This window comes from Lunatimonas lonarensis (assembly GCF_000390185.1).
GTDB classification, from domain to species: Bacteria; Bacteroidota; Bacteroidia; order Cytophagales; family Cyclobacteriaceae; genus Lunatimonas; species Lunatimonas lonarensis.
The window spans coordinates 38807-58725 of the sequence record NZ_AQHR01000015.1 but is presented as its reverse complement, the minus strand read 5'-3'; the positions used below and the strand labels follow the sequence as shown (position 1 = coordinate 58725).

General features: G+C 45.7%; 15 protein-coding genes. 12 read left to right on the top strand and 3 right to left on the bottom strand.

What is annotated here, in order from left to right; genetic code table 11:
* Nucleotides 1–66: 66 nt before the first annotated feature.
* From ADIS_RS01695 to ADIS_RS01670, 6 genes are all read left to right on the top strand, one after another.
* A complete protein-coding gene (locus ADIS_RS01695) occupies nt 67–1650 on the top strand; it encodes an ATP-dependent DNA helicase (RefSeq protein ID WP_010852536.1) in 1584 nt (527 codons plus the stop codon).
* Nucleotides 1651–1799: 149 nt separating this feature from the next.
* The gene (locus tag ADIS_RS01690; RefSeq protein WP_010852534.1) at nt 1800–3956 is read left to right on the top strand and encodes a PA14 domain-containing protein; all 2157 of its coding nucleotides are present in this window, start codon (nt 1800–1802) and stop codon (nt 3954–3956) included.
* A 145-nt stretch (nt 3957–4101) separates the two neighbouring features.
* Nucleotides 4102–6912 (top strand): excinuclease ABC subunit UvrA, encoded by a 2811-nt coding sequence (uvrA, locus tag ADIS_RS01685; protein ID WP_010852533.1) that lies wholly within the window; start codon nt 4102–4104, stop codon nt 6910–6912.
* 236 nt (nt 6913–7148) lie between these two features.
* Nucleotides 7149–8129 carry a formylglycine-generating enzyme family protein gene (locus ADIS_RS01680; protein ID WP_035804289.1) on the top strand — a complete coding sequence of 327 codons (981 nt, stop codon included), beginning with the start codon at nt 7149–7151 and terminating at the stop codon, nt 8127–8129.
* Nucleotides 8130–8145: 16 nt separating this feature from the next.
* Nucleotides 8146–9465 (top strand): Gfo/Idh/MocA family protein, encoded by a 1320-nt coding sequence (locus ADIS_RS01675; protein WP_010852531.1) that lies wholly within the window; start codon nt 8146–8148, stop codon nt 9463–9465.
* Nucleotides 9466–9483: 18 nt separating this feature from the next.
* Nucleotides 9484–10404: a hydroxypyruvate isomerase family protein gene (locus tag ADIS_RS01670; RefSeq protein ID WP_010852530.1), complete on the top strand. Its 921-nt coding sequence runs from the start codon at nt 9484–9486 to the stop codon at nt 10402–10404.
* Between the two features lie 61 nt (nt 10405–10465).
* Here the strand turns inward: ADIS_RS01670 and ADIS_RS01665 are convergent, their stop codons facing one another.
* A complete protein-coding gene (locus ADIS_RS01665) occupies nt 10466–10948 on the bottom strand; it encodes a YcxB family protein (RefSeq protein ID WP_010852529.1) in 483 nt (160 codons plus the stop codon).
* Between the two features lie 174 nt (nt 10949–11122).
* Between ADIS_RS01665 and ADIS_RS01660 the strand changes: the two genes are divergently transcribed.
* Nucleotides 11123–11353: a hypothetical protein gene (locus ADIS_RS01660; RefSeq protein WP_010852528.1), complete on the top strand. Its 231-nt coding sequence runs from the start codon at nt 11123–11125 to the stop codon at nt 11351–11353.
* Here the strand turns inward: ADIS_RS01660 and ADIS_RS01655 are convergent.
* Both ADIS_RS01655 and ADIS_RS01650 read right to left on the bottom strand, forming a co-directional pair.
* Nucleotides 11350–11766, bottom strand: coding sequence for a Fur family transcriptional regulator (locus ADIS_RS01655; RefSeq protein WP_010852527.1), 417 nt, complete (start codon nt 11764–11766; stop codon nt 11350–11352). The genes ADIS_RS01660 and ADIS_RS01655 overlap by 4 nt on opposite strands.
* A gap of 7 nt (nt 11767–11773) precedes the next feature.
* On the bottom strand, nt 11774–13549 hold the full coding sequence (locus ADIS_RS01650; protein WP_010852526.1) for a sodium:solute symporter family protein: 1776 nt from the start codon (nt 13547–13549) through the stop codon (nt 11774–11776).
* Nucleotides 13550–13855: 306 nt separating this feature from the next.
* Here ADIS_RS01650 and ADIS_RS01645 point away from each other — a divergent pair, with 306 nt between their 5' ends.
* The 5 genes from ADIS_RS01645 (at nt 13856) to ADIS_RS01625 (ending at nt 19881) form a co-directional block, all read left to right on the top strand.
* Nucleotides 13856–14920, top strand: a complete 1065-nt coding sequence (locus tag ADIS_RS01645) for a phosphotransferase enzyme family protein (protein WP_010852525.1) — start codon at nt 13856–13858, stop codon at nt 14918–14920.
* 26 nt (nt 14921–14946) lie between these two features.
* The gene (gene recG / locus ADIS_RS01640) at nt 14947–17040 is read left to right on the top strand and encodes an ATP-dependent DNA helicase RecG (protein WP_010852524.1); all 2094 of its coding nucleotides are present in this window, start codon (nt 14947–14949) and stop codon (nt 17038–17040) included.
* 266 nt (nt 17041–17306) lie between these two features.
* Nucleotides 17307–18149, top strand: a complete 843-nt coding sequence (locus ADIS_RS01635) for an OmpA/MotB family protein (protein ID WP_010852523.1) — start codon at nt 17307–17309, stop codon at nt 18147–18149.
* A gap of 2 nt (nt 18150–18151) precedes the next feature.
* Entirely contained in the window at nt 18152–18775 is a 624-nt protein-coding gene (locus ADIS_RS01630; protein WP_010852522.1) for a pseudouridine synthase, read from the top strand.
* Between the two features lie 134 nt (nt 18776–18909).
* Nucleotides 18910–19881 (top strand): AAA family ATPase, encoded by a 972-nt coding sequence (locus ADIS_RS01625; RefSeq protein WP_010852521.1) that lies wholly within the window; start codon nt 18910–18912, stop codon nt 19879–19881.
* Nucleotides 19882–19919 lie beyond the last annotated feature (38 nt).

The following is a 19919-nucleotide window of genomic DNA, read 5'->3' as shown; positions in this document are numbered from 1 at the left end:
TTGACTGGAAATAATCCGTTTGTCGACCATTTTCGGCACAAGGTACTTGTTTAACTAGCTGGGCTCATGTCGTTTTTAAAGGAATTTTTTTTTGATACATTTAGGCAGCATGGACTCGATACCGAAAACGAGCCCTTTATAAAGGCCCTTGAGATAGCCCTTTATTCAGACAAGTCGTTGTTTTTAACAGGGAGGGCAGGTACGGGAAAGACAACCTTTCTTCACACCTACCGCCGGTTGAACATCCACAAAAACGTGGTGGTGGTAGCCCCTACCGGAGTAGCGGCCATCAATGCGAAGGGACGGACCATCCATTCGTTTTTCCGGATAGATCCAAGACAGCTGTTTTTGCCCGGCGATCCAAGACTCGAACCATACTCAAAAGGAAAAAAGGAATCCATTTTTTCTACCTTTAGACTGACAGATTCCCGTTTGTCGGTTGTCAGAAATATGGATACCCTTGTGATCGATGAAGTTTCCATGGTAAGGGTCGAGTTGATGGACGTCATAGATCGGATTCTACGGGTGTATAGAAAGAAGCTCCACCTTCCGTTTGGAGGGGTGCAGCTGATTATGATAGGAGATGTTTTTCAGCTACCACCGGTAGTTAAAAATCCCGAATGGGACCTGCTGAAGTCTTTTTATGGTAGCAGGTTTTTTTTTAGTTCGATTTCGTTTCAACAATTACACCCATTAAGTATAGAATTAACTAAAATTTATCGTCAGAAAGACCTTATATTTAAGGATCTACTGAATCGCATTCGGGAAAGTCGACATACTTTATCCGATTTGGAGGTTCTAAATGAGACTTCCAATAGATACCATTTTGATTTGTTGGATGAAGGTTATATCTTGCTTGGTACCCACAACACTACCATTCAGGAAATCAATACGCGGAAGTTGTTGGAATTGGAGGCAGATGAGGTTTCGTATAAGGCTGAAATTAAAGGAGACTACCCTGTTTCCATGGCACCCTTTGAACCGATCGATCTTTCCTTTAAGGTGGGGGCGCAGGTGATATTTCTAAGAAATAATACCGAACGTCGCTTCTACAATGGAATGATAGGTAAGGTAGTTCGGCTAGATACTGATTCAATTCTGGTAGAAAACGATAAAGGCGAGCTCTTTGAGGTTCAGCGCGAGGTTTGGGAAAATGTGGAATATACCTATAGCGAAGAGAGCCAGCGGGTAGAATCGGAAGTGGTAGGTTCCTTTGTGCAGTTTCCGCTTAAGTTGGCTTGGGCCATAACCGTACATAAAAGCCAGGGGCTAACTTTTGACAGGTGCATCGTTGATATTGGCAAGTCTTTTGAGGCAGGGCAGGTATATGTGGCACTAAGTAGGTGTACATCATTGGAGGGATTGGTGCTTAAGAGCCCCATAAGCTTTCAGAGCATCAAAGTGAGTTCGGACAGTTTAGGGTTTCAAGCAGACCAAAGCCACGAAGAGGAAATAGAGCAAGAGTTGGAGTCAACTAGGGCGAAAGTAGCGGTAAGACATGCTTTCAGATTATTCCTCAGAGGTGATTACCAGCAGGCCAACCGGTTTTTCCGGGAAGCCCAAAGGGTGGAGGACTTTACGAGGTACCCAAAATGGCAGCAGTTTATGGCTGTGAGGGACTGGATAGAAGAAAGAAATACCAGATGGTGAACGAAGGGAAGCGAATTAGGCGGCAGATTGGGAAGGAATTGGTAAATAATCGCTTGATTTTTTGGTTCTTGCGTTTCCAAAGTATAATTTCGGCGTTTGTAACAGCTAAAATGTATTTGAAATTTTTTAAACTTTAGATTGTGGCAATTATGTATAAAAAGAGCAGGAGATTAGGGATAGTTTGGGTGCTAGTGCTATCGGTACTTGTATCCCATGAGTTGTTTGCGCAGTTGGATTGTACGCCAGCGGTCGGTTTACCAGAGGATTATTTTTCGAATCAAGATCTTTTCCGCGGAGAGGGTGTTTGGGTAGGAGCGGTTTTCCAGCTGAGTAGTTCTTTTGTACCAGGAATCCGTGTAAACGGGGTTTTGAATGATACCAATTTTAATTTTGGGGGAAATTCCAACGGAAACAGGCAATTTAAGGGGTTTCTACAAAGAAATGAGGCCTTCTTGCCCGTTTCTGCAGAAGAGGGGAATTTTGCCAGTGGTATAAATTTCTATACTCATTTTAATGATCCTTTGGTAGCTCAATCTGGAGCGGATGAGGGGAGTTTTTTTTCTACAAGCACGACACAAGACGGATCGAACAGTGATGGCTGCCAGGTTGAGCATCAGTTTTTTGGTGTTATTATGAGATCTAAGGTCACTATACCTGAGGCAGGGATTTATCAGATTCAGGTAGGTAGTGATGACGGCAGTTATCTCCGGGTTCGATCCAACGGGCAACCGATTCCTTTATTGGGAACCGAACGGGAAATGGAGCATATTAATTATTTTAAGACGTCAAATATGGAAAGCCCCTTTTTTGATGGGTTGAACAACTTCGTCTACTCGGAAAATATCAGGAGCTACCTAGTGGAGTTCAACGGGGGAGAAGAGGTTTGGTTTGACCTTACCTATTATGAGATGCGGGGCAAAAGTGAGTTGAGCTTTGATTTCCAAAAATACCAAGGCGGAGGTGAAATTAAAGTTAGAGGATCTAGAAGAAACTTTGTATCTTATTGCTCGGCTAATCCAAATCCAGCCCCTTTCGATGGCATTTTTGCACCTGCCATTTCAAGTAATGGTGTTTTGACGGATTATCAGTGGCAGTATTCTCTGACCACTGGGTCTACCGCAAATTGGGTGAATATACCAGGTGCAACTTCCTGGGACTACGATATCCCACCGTTTAATATGGATACCGATAAGTGGACAGGAATTCGGTATTTTCGGAGAGTGGCTCAAGATCAGGTTCTACAGCCTGATGGTAGTTTACAAACCGTTCTTTTCGTGTCCAATGTGATCGGTATCGAGAGGAATACAATCGGAGTGGAATTCGATGAGAACGAGTTTGGTATTAACGAATGGATCGGGCACATATACCGGAATATTAGGAATTTTAACACCAATGACTATTTGGGTCAACATGTGGAGGCAGCAAACTTCACCCAGAATTTTGGGGGGGGTGATCGTCCTCAGTTTACACCCAATCAATTTGGATGTACGTTTGAAGCCGAGTTTTTTACGGTCAGGTACAAGATGGTTTATTCTTTTAAGAAAGACACCGATTACACCTTTGATTTGAGATCTGATGATGGTTCCAGGTTATTTGTAGGTGGTGACTTGTTGATAGATGCTTGGGCAGGAAGTACAGGATCGGTAGTCTCGAGTTCCCCCCCATTCAAGGTAGATGAAGATACTGACATTGAGTTGGTTTTGGATTACTTCGAGCGTACAGGCCAACAACTGATTTCCTTTAGCATCACAGAGGTTTTTAATCCCTATGTGGTCGAATGGGGTACTATTTCAGGTCAACCCTGTGGAACCCAAAACTGCCTCACTTGGGAAACGACCCGAGAGCGAAATAACCGCGAATTTATCGTTGAGCGATCCTATGATGGCAGTACTTGGTCTCCGGTTGGGAATTCCATACCTGGGCAGACCGACTCTAACCAATCCAGGTTGTATTCTTTCACAGATGACTCCTTCTTGGCCGTAGGTACTTATTATCGTATCAAACGTGTGACTACTGATGATGCGATTGCCTATTCGGAAACCGTACGTATCGATAACGAAACCTTTGGCAGTAGGCTTATTCCCTATCCAAACCCAACAACAGATAAATTGAAATTCTATGCGCCGGGTGGTCTGAGATCGGTGCGAATCACAAATACAAGTGGAGCCCTCAACGAGGATCTTCCCTTTGCTTCTCTTGGCCAGCACATTTATGAAATCGATTTGTCTATCTTCCCAGGAAGTGTGTACGTGATCACGGTGACCTCCGAGGATTCCACCCAAAGACATAAGGTGATCAAAAGATAGCTTGAATAAAGTTGATCAATCGATTGCCCTGGTAGGGAATAGAGAAAACTCATTGAAGCTAGTAAGGCACTCGTTGGTTCATAGGTGCCTTACTTTTTTTCAACAATTTTACATTTCCTAGGTTCAGTTGGTATCTTTGCGGTTTATGGAAAATACGGAACCTGTAACCTCTGATAGTCTGGATATACTGGATTCGAAGAGGTTTATTGTCATAAAAAATGCCAGAGTAAACAACCTGAAAGGCGTAAGTTTGGCCATTCCAAGGAATAAATTGGTGGTAATTACCGGTCTATCGGGATCTGGAAAATCTTCGCTTGCATTTGATACACTCTTTGCTGAGGGGCAGCGTATGTATGTGGAAAGCCTTAGTTCCTATGCTCGCCAGTTTTTGGGTAGGATGGAAAAACCGGATGTAGAGTATATCCGTGGCATATCGCCTGCCATCGCCATACAACAACAGGTAAATACCAAAAACCCCAGGTCGACCGTGGGGACGACCACCGAAATATACGATTATCTCAAGCTTCTATACAGTCGTATTGGACGAACCTTTTCGCCCGTCAGTGGCGCAGAAGTCAAACATCACACGGTCACAGATGTCGTAAACCATATCCTTGGACTGAAGGAGGGTACCAAGGTTATGATAAGTTGCCCGTTGCATCGGGCAGCCGATAGAACTTGGGAAAAAGAGCTGGAAATTCTGCTTCAGAAAGGGTTTACGCGGATTATTTGTGACGGAGAGGTCCATTACGTGGAGGACCTGGTGAGAGATTCACGCCCTGGTATCGGGAATTTGGAGATACTCATTGATCGCGTTATGGTAGCCCAAGGTGACGAGGATAATCAGTTCCGAATCGCGGATAGTGTTCAGACGGCATTTTTCGAAGGACATGGGTATTGTATTGTGACAGTTCCAGGACAATCACGAACTGAATTCAGTGACAAGTTTGAACTTGATGGAATGGGTTTCGAGCTTCCGTCGGTCAACCTATTCAGTTTTAACAATCCCTACGGAGCTTGCAAAACCTGCGAAGGATTTGGTTCCGTACTGGGAATTGACCCTGATCTTGTTATTCCTGATAAATCACTTTCTGTATACGATGGTGCGATCGCTCCGTGGAGGGGCGAATCTACCGGTAAGTGGCTCACACCACTTGTAAAGAATGGCATTAGGTTCGACTTTCCCGTGCATAGGGCTTACGAAGACCTTACAGATCAGGAAAAGGAGCTCCTTTGGAATGGCAATAGCTATTTTAAAGGTATCCACGCGTTTTTTGAGTTTTTGGAATCCAAGCTGCATAAAATTCAATACCGTGTTATGTTGTCCCGCTTTCGGGGGAGGACCACCTGCCCTGACTGCCGAGGTACACGCATTCGAAAGGACGCGTCTTATGTCCGTGTAGGCGATGCGTCTATCACAGATGTGGTGTTAAAGCCGGTAGACAGGGCACTTGCGTTTTTTAGGGGTTTACGTCTTTCATCGTCCGATCAACAGGTTGCCAGTCGCTTACTTAAGGAGATTATTAACCGATTGGAATATTTGGATAAAGTAGGTTTGGGGTACCTAACCCTCAACCGGTTGACCTCATCGCTCTCCGGAGGGGAATTTCAGCGCATTCGGCTGGCAACATCGCTGGGAAGCGCTTTGGTGGGCTCTATGTACATACTAGATGAACCCAGCATAGGACTTCATCCCCGTGACACGGAAAGATTGATTGAAGTACTAAGATCCCTCAGAGACTTGGGAAATACCGTGATTGTCGTAGAACATGAGGAGAAGATCATTCGTGCCGCTGATCACATCATTGATATTGGTCCCGATGCAGGGGTAAATGGTGGTAAGCTAATGTTTCAGGGAGACTTGAGCGAGCTTTTGAAAGATAGATCTACCCATACGGCAAGGTACTTGAGACGGGAGGAAACCATAACCCGAAATTCAGCGCCCAGGAAATGGCGAAACAGCCTACTTATTCAGGGGGCGAGGGAAAACAACCTGAAGAATCTTACCGTTCGTATCCCGCTCGACGTGATGACAGTCATCACCGGGGTCAGCGGTTCGGGAAAGTCAACCCTCGTCAAAAAGGTGCTATACCCGGCCTTGGGTAAAATGTTGGGCACGGTATCAGATGAATCCGGGAAGTTTGACCGGTTGGAGGGCGATATTAAGTTAGTAAACAGGCTGGAGTTTGTGGATCAAAACCCCATCGGGAAGTCATCTAGGTCAAACCCCGTGACCTACGTGAAAGCCTATGACGTAATTCGATCTTTGTATTCGGATCAACCCATTTCGAAACAACGCGGTTACAAGCCGGCTTTTTTTAGTTTTAATGTGGATGGGGGGCGTTGCGAGGCCTGTCAGGGTGAGGGTACCCAAAAAATCGAGATGCAGTTTATGGCCGACATCTACCTTACCTGTGAGTCCTGTAAGGGAAAACGGTTCAAAAATGAAATTTTGGAAGTAACCTACAACGGTAAAAACATTTCGGATATCCTCGATATGACCATCGATGAGGCGATGGAGTTTTTTTCGGATAAAAACCCCATCATCAATCGGCTTCAACCACTCCAAGAGGTTGGATTGGGATATATAGGTATGGGACAGTCCTCTAATACCCTAAGTGGAGGAGAAGCACAGCGGGTGAAGCTGGCCTCGTTTTTGGGAAAAGGCGATAGCCGTAGTGCGGAGCGCATCCTGTTTATTTTTGATGAACCCACCACGGGATTACACTTTCACGATATAAAAAAACTGTTGCATTCGATGAATGCGCTTATCGACCAAGGACATTCTGTGCTGATCATAGAGCATAACTCAGAGGTCATTTCCGCTGCCGATTGGGTAATTGATCTTGGACCTGAGGGAGGAGAGCTGGGTGGCCATCTGCTATATGAGGGAATTCCGGAAGGACTGCCACTTGTTTCTGAGAGCCATACGGGGCGCTATCTTGGCTCAGCATAATTTTTTGCAGTTTCGTTATCCGCTAGATCCTGCTTTGAAACACGAACGGATTACCACTTAAATAAAAGGATAAGCTAGATAGGAAAGAATTCGTTTTTTTTACTTTTGTTTCCCATCTTGATGAGAAGGGTTCTTTTAATTGTTCGAAAATAAAGTTAAATTAGTCGTCCGGTTAAATCCAATCTTAGAAATCGTTTGTTCTTCGTGAGGGATTTCCGATAATTTCAAACCCAATTATGCATAAATTTCGCATAACAGCAGCACTCGCGGTGCTCGTTTTTTTATCCGCTTGGATAATGCTACCAAAGTGGGCAAATGATTTTAAAGCCTATGATCAGTCAATTCCCAATACATCCCTGAGCTTTGGCATGGTGCCGATTCCCGGTGGATCATTCAAAATGGGCAGCGAGACAGGTAAGCCAGATGAAGCACCGATCCATGAAGTGCATGTGGATCCGTTTTGGATGGGTACCCACGAAGTTACCTGGGATTTGTATGAGATGTTCTTAGATAAGAATTTTGAAGCCTCTATCAGCGATCAGCCCCTGACTACAGAGGTTGACGGCCTTACCCGCCCCTCCATACCTTATTTGGATATGACGTTTGGCATGGGCAAGAATAATAAGCCAGCCATTGGAATGACCCAGTACGGAGCGGTTCAATTTTGTAGGTGGCTATATCTTAAAACAGGGATTTTTTATCGGTTACCCACTGAAGCAGAGTGGGAATATGCCAGCAGGGCCGGTACCAGCACTGCCTATTTCTTTGGGGATGACCCATCGGAGCTGGGTAAGTACGCATGGTATGCAGAAAATGCAGGAGACGCGACACAGGAAATTGGGAAAAAATTACCTAATCCGTGGGGGCTTTACGATATTTATGGGAACGTAAATGAGTGGACCATTGACCATTACGATCCAGCGTTGTACGAAAAACGCTCCGGTACGAAAGTAAGCAATCCAATCCTATTGGACGAGGAGCTATATCCAAAGGTCCTTAGAGGGGGCAGCTATAAGAGCACAGCTGTGGATCTGCGCTCTTCCCATCGGGTAGCAAGTACAGCTCAATGGAAGCGAATAGACCCTCAGATTCCCAAGAGTCAGTGGTGGTTTCCCGAGGCACCTTTTGTAGGAATGCGTGTGGTAAGGCCGCTCAATCCCCCTACTCTGGAAGAAATCGAGGCCTATTTTGGTACCCTTCCGCAAGAAGACTATTAATTAAACATTCATAACTATGGAACCAATCAAAAATAACCAAAGGAGGGACTTTCTAAAGACCTCCGCTCTAATCACAGGCGGAGCGCTGCTGAACCCCTTCTCTCTACCGGGAGCGTATGCAGCCGGATCTGATGAAATCAAAATTGCGGTAGTAGGCTGTGGAGGCCGTGGAACAGGTGCGGTATTCCAAGCGTTTGAAACAGGACATAACATTAAATTGGTAGGCATGGCCGACGCTTTTGAGGATAGGCTGGAACAATCCTATGACCGTATCCTAAAGCGCTTTGGCGAAGATAAGGTGGTAGTTCCTAAAGAAAAGCGCATCGCCGGATTTGATGGGTACAAGGAAGTGATGAAGGATGCGGATGTCGTCATACTGGCAGCACCTCCGGGTTTTCGTCCAGACCATTTCGAGGAAGCGGTTCGCTTGAAAAAGCAGATTTTTATGGAAAAGCCAGTGGCTACCGATGCAGTCGGTATACGCAGGGTGCTTGCCGCCGCTGAAGAAGCCAAGAAGAATAAGCTGAATGTGGTCGTTGGATTGCAGCGTCACTATCAGGATAGCTACGTGGAGACCATCAAGCGAATCCATGATGGTCAGATCGGTGATATCGTGGGAGGCCAGGTTTTCTGGAACGACGGAGGTGTTTGGGTGAGAGAAAGACAGCCCGGCCAGACTGAAATGGAGTACCAAATGAGAAACTGGTACTACTTCAATTGGCTTTGCGGCGATCACATAGTAGAGCAACACGTACACAACCTGGATGTGGCAAACTGGGTGAAAAAAGGGTATCCGGTGAAAGCCGAAGGAACGGGTGGACGGACAGTACGCCGGGGCAAGGATCATGGAGAGATTTTTGATCATCACGTTGTTCTTTTTACCTACGAGGACGGTACGGTGATTCACAGTGAATGTCGGCATTTTCCAGGTGCGGCCAACCGGGTAGACGAATCCTTCCAAGGCACCAAAGGCCGAACCTACATGAACGCAGGTCACGTAGGTAGGATTTCGGATTACAAAGGCAACAGCCTATACGAGCACAACGGTGAGAATAACATCAATCCTTACCAAAAGGAACATAACGAACTGTTCGCAGCGGTGGTGAAGGGTGAGTATAAGTTTGCAGATGCAGAAAATGCGGCAAAGAGTACGATGACATCAATTCTTGGACGTTTTGCTACCTATTCTGGCAAAGTAGTATCCTGGGATGAAGCGATCAACTCGGAGATTAACCTGATGCCAGATGTATTGGCATGGGATGCTATTCCGAAAAATACCCCAAATAACGAAGGCTTCTATGCCTATGCCGTTCCGGGACAAAGTAAAGTAGTCTAATTACGACCTGATTATCGAATGAAAAGAAGAAATTTCATAAAGAACGTTTCTCTCGGTACCGCCGCGGGATTTGCAGGAGCTAGCGGGCTGCAGGCGGGTGTACTGGACAGCAACCCAACAGCCGAAAGCACATTCAATTTGAACTATGCACCCCATTTTGGCATGTTTCGAAACCATGCCGGCGAAGACTTGATTGCCCAGCTCGATTTCATGTACGAACGTGGGTTTAGGAGTTTGGAGGATAACGGCATGATGGGCCGACCGGTTGATGTTCAGGAGAAAATTGGCAACCATCTGGCCAAGCTGGGCATGGATATGGGCGTGTTTGTCCTTGACAAAGGAGGCAACGGAGCGAACACCTTTGCTTCCGGCCTTAAGGAGCATACAGATATCTTTCTTAACGGCTGCCGGAGAGCGGTGGAAGTGGCTAAGCGGGTGAACGCCAAATGGATCACGGTGGTTCCCGGAGATTTCGATAGGCGCTTACCGATTGATATTCAAACAGCGAATGTAATCGATACGCTCAGATTGGGCGCGGAGATATTGGAACCACACGGGCTGGTGATGGTATTGGAACCTCTGAGCGACACCCCCAATCTCTTTCTTCGAACCTCGGCGCAGACCTACATGATTTGCAGGGCAGTCAACAGTCCTGCCTGCAAGATATTGTATGATGTCTACCACATGCAGAAAAATGAGGGCCACTTGATCACCATGATGAATCATTGTTGGGATGAGATAGCCTACATACAGATCGGTGACAATCCTGGAAGAAAAGAACCCGGTACCGGAGAGATTAACTATTTGAATGTGTTTAAGCACATTCACGAAAAAGGATACCGCGGTATAATGGGTATGGAGCATGGTAACGCCCACCCGGGAAAAGACGGAGAGTCAGCCTTGATAGCGGCCTATAGAAAGGCAGATAGCTTCTTATGATAGACCGCTTTTGTCTCAAATTGGATTGACTGAATAGAAAAAAGGTTGAAACCAGCTGGTTTCAACCTTTTTTTAAGCTATACCCCTTTCGTTTCAGAATGGTCTCGATGAATTTCACATCGTTTTCAGAATTAAAGATCTTGAAGGGAAGATAGATGAACTGGGCCTTGGACATGGTAAAGACAAATGCATCTTTTCGTAGTTCTACCTTTTTTATCATCTCCCATTTGATCGGCATTCCCTGCCTTGCGTTCAGCTTCATTAGGATCTGCCTGCTATCAATTTCGTAGGCCATCTTTTCAAACATCACCTTGTTTTGTTCAAGCTGGGTCACTCCGGCAAACTGAATCACCCAAAAAAGCCAATAGAGAACATAGGCCAATATTGCCATGCTGATCCACCACCAAGAGGCGATCCAGAAATAACCACAGCCAATAAGGATGGCTATTAATACGACCCACCATTGCTCTTTCAGAATGTTCAGCAGGCCGAGTTTTATGTAGGTTCCGTTTGGGAGTTGGTATTTTTTAGTTTTTACGATCATCTGCGTTAAAATTTTCAGTCCGCAAATATCCGACGATACAGGCGTTATCGCAAGCGGACGAGGTAGTAGCCCTTGATATTTTATGTTTTTTTAGAACACTGCGAAAAGTACTTGGTTTTAAATATTGACTTATTGGATTTAATGATGTAATTTAAAGCGCTAAAGAGCTTGTATATGAGTAGCTTAGTGATAGACCTTTTCCTTTGTGGAGTAGCCTACGTGGTGTTGATTTACTTCGTGGCTACGATGACCAAGACACGAATAAATAAAAACCGCAACAATGACGACGATGGAGACGGAGGGGTGGAAGATCTGACGCCTCCGAAAATCGACCTCCCTCCGGGTATTGTATGGCCTACAGACGATGCTCCTAAGCCGACTAAACCACAGGTAGTTGAATACTAGCTACAGTTTTTGCAGATACCCTGCACCAAAAGGCTCTTTTCCTTACTGATGTATCCACTGGGTAGGGATATTTTTGGCAACGTTATTTCCTGTATACAACTGGTATTTCCACATACTTCGCATTTGAAATGAACGTGCTCGTGATTGTGGTGATGCTGTGTCGGGTCATGGGCACAAAGTGCGTACTTGGTGGTACCGCTATCGTCTAGCACCTTGTGTATGAGATCATTTTCCAGGAAGGTCTTAAGCGTCCTGTAGATGGTTACCCGGTCGAAATTTTCTTTCAACGCTTCCTCTAGGTCTGCATGCGATAGGGCGACCCTTTTCCCTATAAAGGTTGCCAGCACATCCCTTCTGCAACTTGTGATCCGGAGGTTGGCATCTCTTAAAATGTCCACCGTAGTTTCTGTCATGGGCTACTTATTTCATTTTTTTCCAACCTCTAAATACGAGCACCGCGCCAGTCGCTGCGATGATTGACGCGATTGTTCCGGCAAGAATATTACCGTAGATCCAAAAACCAGCTGCAAAAAGCGCGGCATATACCATGAATGAACCTATCAACATCAATCCAATCTCCATTGGAAGCTGTCCGACTTCACGTTGCTCCTCCGGATATCGGTCTAGTAGCTTCTGCCAGCCAAAGGAAGCTGGTTTTACTTTTCTATAAAACGCCAACAATACCTCGTCTTTTTCTGGCTTAGTAAACAAAGTTACAAAAATCCAAGTGATTGTGGTAATGGTGACGCCAAGGAGTAGCTTTAGATAACCCATTTCTGCGGGTATTGGCAAAAACCCAAGCTTATCGTGAATAGACTCGAAATACACTGCTACGACAAAGGAAATAACCATCGCCGATATTTCGGTGTATGAATTGATTCTCCACCAAAACCACCTTAGAATGAATATCAATCCAGTGCCGGCTCCAATTTGAAGCAAAATATTGAATGCCTCCAATGCGTTGGACAATGCAAGCGCCAAAAATGCGGCAAGTACCATCAAACCTACCGTAGAAACCCGCCCTATCATAACCAGTTCCTTGTCGCTCGCATCTTTTTTGATAAAACGCATATAGAAGTCATTCACCACATAGGAAGAGCCCCAGTTTAAGTGCGTGGAGATAGTAGACATTACCGCTGCAATAAGCGAGGCCATTACGATGCCGATCAGGCCGGTTGGCAAATAAGTAAGCATGGCGGAGTAGGCTAGATCATTTCCCAGCTTATCGGTAGGTATGTGGGGAAAGGCCGCCTGTAAGTCGCTAACCTGTGGAAACACAATAAGCGAGGCAAGTGCGATGATAATCCAAGGCCACGGTCTTAATGCATAATGGGCCACGTTAAAAAGGAGGGTTGCCCCGATGGCATTCTTTTCATCTTTGGCCGAAAGCATACGCTGCGCGATGTACCCGCCACCACCGGGCTCCGCGCCGGGATACCAAGTTGCCCACCACTGAATGGCAATGGGCATAATGAACAAAGGTATAAGCAGATTCCAATCGCTGAAATCCGGAATTAGATTTAGTTTATCCGACACATTTGGATGGGCCAACAGATTATCAAGTGTTCCAATCTCTGGTAGGCCCACTATATAGATGGCAGCCCCAAATGAACCTACAATGGCAATAAAAAACTGAAAGAAATCCGTCAGCAAAACACCTCGTAGTCCTCCCAATGAACTGTAGATAACCGTGACGACGGAAACCAACAATAAAGTGGTAAAAGGAGAAAGTCCCATCATGGTGCCAAATATCTTTATAGCTGCAAGCAGTACAGTTGCCATGATGACCACGTTGAAAAAAACGCCCAGGTATAGTGCTCTAAATGCCCTCAGGAAGGCAGCGGGTTTACCACCATAGCGAATTTCGTAAAATTCCAGGTCGGTAGTAACTTCTGATCTTCTCCAAAGCTTGGCATACACAAATACCGTCAACATGCCTGTAAGCAGGAAGGCCCACCAAACCCAGTTTCCAGATACACCGTCTTTCCGAACGATGTCCGTGACCAAGTTGGGGGTATCTGCAGAAAAGGTTGTCGCCACCATCGATACCCCAAGCAACCACCAGGGCATATTCCTTCCGGAAAGAAAAAATTCCTTGGCACTCTTCCCCGCAGTTTTTGAGGTCAGGATACCAATGAGCATGGATATTACAAAAAAGGCGATGATGATTGCCCAGTCAATTACCGAGATGTTCATGTTTCGATTATAAAAGGTTAATGTGTGCCAGGTGATGCAATTTTTTTATTAGTACTCTTAAAACAGCTCCTAAATTATCAAAAATTTAATTTATTTAAGCCGTCTTCTTTTATATTTTTATTTAGCTTTCTGGAAAGAAGCTTCCTTTGGGGAAGGAACTTCTTGTGTAAAATCCAGCAGTAAGGTAAATATAAACGGTTTCGAACAACAATAAGCAAAACTCTTGTAATTTTACCTGGTATTTGACGGTGAACTTCGCAAACGTAACAAGTTGCGAGTTGACTGTATCGGGAATTTTAGTTGAAAATGGACAAACAAATCGTAGAAAAGGTTTTATCAGCCTATCCGGATTTTGACAATAGGGTTTCTTTTGCCCGTTTTGGTTCGGGGCATATACACAGCACCTATAAGATCCAAGTCGGGAGCGAGGCATTTATCCTTCAGGAGTTCAACGACGGGGTGTTTCGATTTCCCGATAGAATTGCAGCCAATCTGACTATCTTGTACGAGTATCTGCAAGATGGAATGCTTGGCTTTGCTCTGCCACTTCCGCTCCTGAACCACCGTGGCGAGATGTTCACACGTGAACAGGGTAGACTTTTCCGGATGTTTCCCTTTATCCCAGGGGTTACCAAAGACAAGGTTGATGACATTCCGGCCTGTGGCTTGGCAGCACAGGCTTTTGCAGATTTTGTAGCGGCCTTCCTTTCAGTAGATGCCAATCAGATGCAGGAAACTATACCGAGCTTTCACGATTTGGCTCTACGTTTTGAGCAGTTTGATGCCAGTATACGGTCCACAGAAATCGAGATGAGCGGGGAGGTAGAAAGCTTGATCCGTTTTTATCAGGATCAACGAGATCTGTTGGAAAAATTCAACCTATATAAAAATCGCCTGCCCATACGGGTGACTCACAACGACACGAAAATCAATAACCTCATTTACGAAGAGGATCTGTCCAAGGTAAACGCCCTTATAGATTTGGATACAATTATGGGAGGGTTCGTTTTTTATGATTTTGGCGATTTGGTGCGTACGGTTGCGTGTACGGAAGACGAAGCCTCGCAAAACTGGGAAGCGATTTCCGTGGACTTGAGGAAGTATGAGGCGTTGATTCACGGTTTTTTTAAACCGTTAAAAGGTCTATTGCTTGATGAGGAGTTGGCCTCCCTCACCTATGGAGGGGAAATGATGACCTGTATTATGGGATTACGGTTTTTGACGGATTACTTGAATGGCAATGTATACTACCATATCAATTACCAAGAGCAAAACCTCCATCGGTCGAAAAACCAACGGATGCTCTTGCAGTCTCTGCGGGACAATCGAATCCAAATTCAAGAAATGGTAGATCGAGCGATGATGGGCTGAATCAATGAACGAAAAACATAAGGGGTTTGTCAGCATTTTTCGAAACAAACATTGAGTTTCTCAAGGGAGTCGGCCCGCAAAGGGCAGAGCTACTAAACAAGGAGCTCCAAATTTTTTCATTTGGGGATCTGCTGGAGCATTTTCCCTTCAGGTATGAGGACAGAACTTCGTTTTTAACCATAGGGCAACTGCACGCCGACCTCGATCAGGTACAGGTTATCGGTAGGCTGACAGCGTTTGAGCTGATTGGAGAGGGAAAGAAAAGGCGCCTAACCGCGTATTTTAGTGACCAAACCGGCGATATGGAGCTTACTTGGTTTAAAGGTGTGCAATGGGTCGCCAAACGTTTGGTAAAAGGGGCACTTTATATCGCCTTTGGCAAACCCAGTCAGTTTGGCAGGAAGTTTTCGATTGCCCACCCAGAGCTGGAATTGATTACGGAGCAACCACGTGAGCGGCCACACCTCCAGCCGGTTTATTCGACTACCGAGAAACTTAAATCCAGGTTTTTGGACAGCAAAGGCATTTCCAAACTGGTGGAGACGCTGTTGGAACAGGGATTGACAAAGATCACGGAAACGCTGCCTGCCCCTTTACTTCAGAACCAACGTCTTCTATCCAAGTCCGAGGCGGTGAAAAATATCCACTTTCCCTCCGATCCGAAGGTGCTCGAAAGAGCGAGGTACAGACTGAAGTTTGAAGAATTCTTTTTTTTGCAATTGAGATTGCTGAAGCTAAAGCTGGCGCGTACCGAGAAATACCGCGGCCAAGTGATGGGTCAGACTGGATTGTTGACGACTTTTTACCGGAACCATCTGCCATTTGATCTCACCAACGCCCAAAAGAACGTATCAAGGGAGATCTTCAACGACCTAAAATCCGGTAAGCAGATGAATAGACTGGTGCAGGGCGATGTGGGATCGGGAAAAACCATTGTAGCTTTTATCAGTATCCTGATCGCGGTGGATTCAGGCGCCCAAGCCTGCCTGATGGCTCCTACCGAGATATTGGCGAATCAGCATTACGAAGGTCTGCAGCCCTATGCCCGCCAAATGGGTCTGGAAATCGCCTTACTGACTGGTTCGACAAAGCGATCTGCCAGGGATGTGATCCATTCGGCATTGCTGGAAGGAAGGCTGTCCCTTTTGATAGGAACCCACGCGCTGCTGGAAGAAGTCGTGCAGTTTAAAAACCTGGGGTTGGCGATCATCGATGAGCAGCATAGGTTTGGTGTTGCGCAGCGGGCGAAATTGTGGGGAAAAAACCACGATGTGTATCCTCATGTTTTGGTCATGACGGCAACACCGATTCCACGTACATTGGCCATGACCCTCTACGGGGACCTGGATATCTCGGTTATCGACGAGCTGCCAAGCGGCAGAAAACCCATCCAAACCATTCATCGCTATGACAAGGATCGCTTGCGGGTGTTTGGCTTTATTCGAAAGCAGGTTGATACTGGAAGGCAGGTTTATATCGTCTACCCCTTGATAGAGGAGTCCGAAAAATCAGATTTGAAGAGCTTAATGGATGGATATGAAAGCGTCTGCCGTGCCTTTCCGGACTATCCGATCGGGATTCTACATGGAAACATGAAAGCCGCCGACAAGGAGTACGAGATGGCGAGGTTTGTGAAAGGGGAAACGAAAATAATGGTAGCTACCACGGTCATAGAGGTTGGGGTAAATGTGCCCAATGCAACGGTGATGATCATTGAAAATGCCGAGCGGTTCGGATTATCACAGCTTCATCAGCTTCGCGGGCGTGTGGGTCGGGGATCCAGCCAGTCCTATTGCATTCTCATGACCAAGTATGAGTTGTCAAAAGACAGCCGGGTACGCCTAGAAACCATGGTGAGGACAAACAACGGCTTTGAGATCGCTGACGTGGATTTAAAATTGCGGGGACCGGGTGATCTTGCAGGTACGCAACAGTCCGGGTTGACGGATTTGAAGATAGCCGATTTGAGCAGGGATGCATCTATTTTGACTCTATCCAGGGATGTTGCCAGAGAGTTGTTGGATCGAGATCCCCACCTTACCGCTCCTGAAAACCGCCCAATTTTAGAACAAATCAATAGGCAGAAGAAAAATGCCGTGAATTGGAGCAGAATATCCTGAGTTTAGCGTCTTTTTTTGCATCATATTGAAACGAAATTCCGTAGGAATCGGAGAGTTAACTAGTGGGTTGGTACGGTTTTTATAGTAGATGCGGGAAGCGATAAGACCAATGAAACAGTAAATGAACCACGGCTTAAACAGCAATGAGCCGTGGATATCCTGTATAGTATCATTTGAATCAATCTGTTTGGTTTTCCATGACGAGAGTTTAAACAGCCAAATACACACGATAATAAAGTACCCCTAAAATCCAAAAATTGACACGTATGAAATCTACGCACGTACCACTCCTGACCCTTATGGTGATAATGTTTGCCTTTTCTTCCTGTGTTTCCAAAAAGAAGTTTACCGAGGCAAACATGCGGATCTCTAATCTTACCCGTACACTCGGAGATACGGAGTCCTCGTTAAAATCGGTTCAGCAAAATCTGAAGGAAACCCAAGATCAGTTAAACCAAACCAAAAGTGAACTCTCTAGGGAAAAAGAGCTTACAGAGACACTCAATAGCCGCCTTAGTCAGGCTCTTTCTACCTCTTCCACCGTGCAGCAGCAGCTGACAGAGAAGGAACGCCGCTTATTGGAGCAGCAAGAGCGCTTGGACATGCTTCAAAGCCTTCTGGATGAACAAAGGTCTGTGATGGCCAATCTAAAAGCAACGGTGGACCGTGCCCTAAACCAATATCGATCCGACGAATTGCAGGTATATGAGGAGGATGGTAAGTTGTACGTTTCCCTTCAGGATAAATTACTGTTTCCTTCGGGCAGTGCTACTGTAAACAGAGACGGCCGCGAAGCTCTTGGAAAGCTTTCTGAAGTACTTAACTCGAACGAAGAGATTCAGATCATGGTGGAGGGTCATACGGATAATGTACCCATTAGCGGAAGATTTGAAGATAACTGGGCCCTAAGTACGGCAAGGGCCACGGCGATCGTACGGATCTTAACCCAAACCTATAAAGTGGATCCGGAGCGGGTAATAGCTTCAGGTAGAAGTTACTATTATCCAAAGGCTTCCAACGACACGGCTGAGGGAAGGGCAAGAAACCGAAGAACGGAGATTATTTTGACGCCAAAATTGGATGAACTTTTCAAGCTCTTGGGGCAGTAACCATGGGCTTTAGGTACTTTGTGGTCTACAAACCGTATGGAGTTCTGACTCAGTTTAGTGGAGGAGGCAGCACACTTTCTGAGTTGATGGATTTCCCGAAAGACGTTTATCCGGTGGGTAGACTGGATAAGGATAGTGAAGGGCTTTTGTTGGTCACTGACGACAAGAAACTAAACCATTTCTTGTTGGATCCGAAGTATGGCCACCAACGGACCTATTTGGTGCAGGTGGAAGGGCTTATTAATTTAGAAGCCCTTCAATCGCTCCAATCGGGCGTTACCATTACCATTGACAACAAAGAATACCTAACCAAACGCGCTAAGGCAAAGCTATTGCAATCTGAACCGGATCTTCCTCCAAGGGTTCCGCCGATTCGTTATCGTAAGCATGTACCGGACTGCTGGATTTCACTGACCTTGACCGAGGGAAAAAACAGGCAGGTAAGGAGGATGACGGCAAAGGTAGGATATCCCACCCTGAGACTGGTACGGTGGTCAATCGAAGGACTGACCATAGAAGGTATGAACAGCGGCCAAGTAGTGGAGAAGTCGATGGAGGAGGTTTACCTAGGGTTGGGTTTTAAGACCGGAGAGGGTTCCCATCGCTTCCATGGATTTAAAAAATAGACCGTTCTTCCTGCCAATGTTCAACAACAACGTCCCGTTAATTGTGAGATCACTTGAATTGTTCTAATTTAGGCCATGGAAAATGGCTAGATTTCTTCTGGCCTCTTAATGAATTGACTAGTTAAAGATAGGATATGCATCAGGAAAAAATAGCAGCAGCCATCCAAGAGGTGAAGAAAATTGTCGTTGGACAGGACAGAATGATCAACCGCCTCCTGATCGGCTTGTTTACAAATGGACACATATTGTTGGAGGGGGTTCCAGGCCTAGCCAAGACGTTGACGGTAAACACCCTTGCCAAGGTGCTCCACCTAGATTTCAAGCGGATTCAATTCACCCCGGATCTGCTGCCCTCTGATCTGATAGGTACCATGATTTACAATCAGCTAAATGCGAACTTTGAAGTAAAAAAGGGACCTATTTTCTCAAATATCATTTTGGCAGATGAAGTCAACCGGTCTCCTGCAAAGGTACAGTCTGCACTGTTGGAGGCGATGCAGGAAAAGCAAGTAACGATTGGCGAGACTACTTTTTTGCTTGATAAGCCGTTTTTGGTGTTGGCCACTCAAAACCCCGTAGATCAGGAAGGAACCTACCCCCTGCCAGAAGCGCAGGTAGACCGCTTTATGATGAAAGTCAATATCGATTATCCGTCCAAGAAGGATGAGATGGAAGTGATGAGGCGCATGACGGATGCTACGTTTGTTTCAGAGGTTAACCCTTTGCTCAATAAGGAAGACATCTTTGCTATACGTGGTGAAATCAATAAAGTGCGTATAGCGGAGCCGTTGGAGAACTATATCATTGAGTTGGTTTTCAGTACACGATTCCCGGCAAAATACGGGATGGAACAGGAGGCCCGTTACATCCAGTTTGGTGCATCGCCCAGAGCGAGTATCAACTTAAACCTCGCTGCAAAGGCGGTTGCCTATATGGATGGCAGGGATTATGTGTTGCCAGAGGATATCAAGGAGATTGCCGTTGATGTGCTTAACCACCGGATTATATTAAATTATGAGGCTGAGGCGGATAATATAAGTACAAGAGATATTGTCCTTCGTATACTTGACAAAATTCCGCTTAACAAGGCGGCAGTATTTAACTAAGAGGCAGGTTTACCTGCCTCTTAGTTTAAGGGAACGAA

Bases quoted from the DNA above. Each gene is read 5' to 3' on its own strand.
- ADIS_RS01695 (WP_010852536.1), top strand. From the start codon at position 67: ATGTCGTTTTTAAAGGAATTTTTTTTTGATACATTTAGGCAGCATGGA.
- ADIS_RS01690 (WP_010852534.1), top strand. From the start codon at position 1,800: ATGTATAAAAAGAGCAGGAGATTAGGGATAGTTTGGGTGCTAGTGCTA.
- uvrA (WP_010852533.1), top strand. From the start codon at position 4,102: ATGGAAAATACGGAACCTGTAACCTCTGATAGTCTGGATATACTGGAT.
- ADIS_RS01680 (WP_035804289.1), top strand. From the start codon at position 7,149: ATGCATAAATTTCGCATAACAGCAGCACTCGCGGTGCTCGTTTTTTTA.
- ADIS_RS01675 (WP_010852531.1), top strand. From the start codon at position 8,146: ATGGAACCAATCAAAAATAACCAAAGGAGGGACTTTCTAAAGACCTCC.
- ADIS_RS01670 (WP_010852530.1), top strand. From the start codon at position 9,484: ATGAAAAGAAGAAATTTCATAAAGAACGTTTCTCTCGGTACCGCCGCG.
- ADIS_RS01665 (WP_010852529.1), bottom strand. From the start codon at position 10,948: ATGATCGTAAAAACTAAAAAATACCAACTCCCAAACGGAACCTACATA.
- ADIS_RS01660 (WP_010852528.1), top strand. From the start codon at position 11,123: ATGAGTAGCTTAGTGATAGACCTTTTCCTTTGTGGAGTAGCCTACGTG.
- ADIS_RS01655 (WP_010852527.1), bottom strand. From the start codon at position 11,766: ATGACAGAAACTACGGTGGACATTTTAAGAGATGCCAACCTCCGGATC.
- ADIS_RS01650 (WP_010852526.1), bottom strand. From the start codon at position 13,549: ATGAACATCTCGGTAATTGACTGGGCAATCATCATCGCCTTTTTTGTA.
- ADIS_RS01645 (WP_010852525.1), top strand. From the start codon at position 13,856: ATGGACAAACAAATCGTAGAAAAGGTTTTATCAGCCTATCCGGATTTT.
- ADIS_RS01635 (WP_010852523.1), top strand. From the start codon at position 17,307: ATGAAATCTACGCACGTACCACTCCTGACCCTTATGGTGATAATGTTT.
- ADIS_RS01630 (WP_010852522.1), top strand. From the start codon at position 18,152: ATGGGCTTTAGGTACTTTGTGGTCTACAAACCGTATGGAGTTCTGACT.
- ADIS_RS01625 (WP_010852521.1), top strand. From the start codon at position 18,910: ATGCATCAGGAAAAAATAGCAGCAGCCATCCAAGAGGTGAAGAAAATT.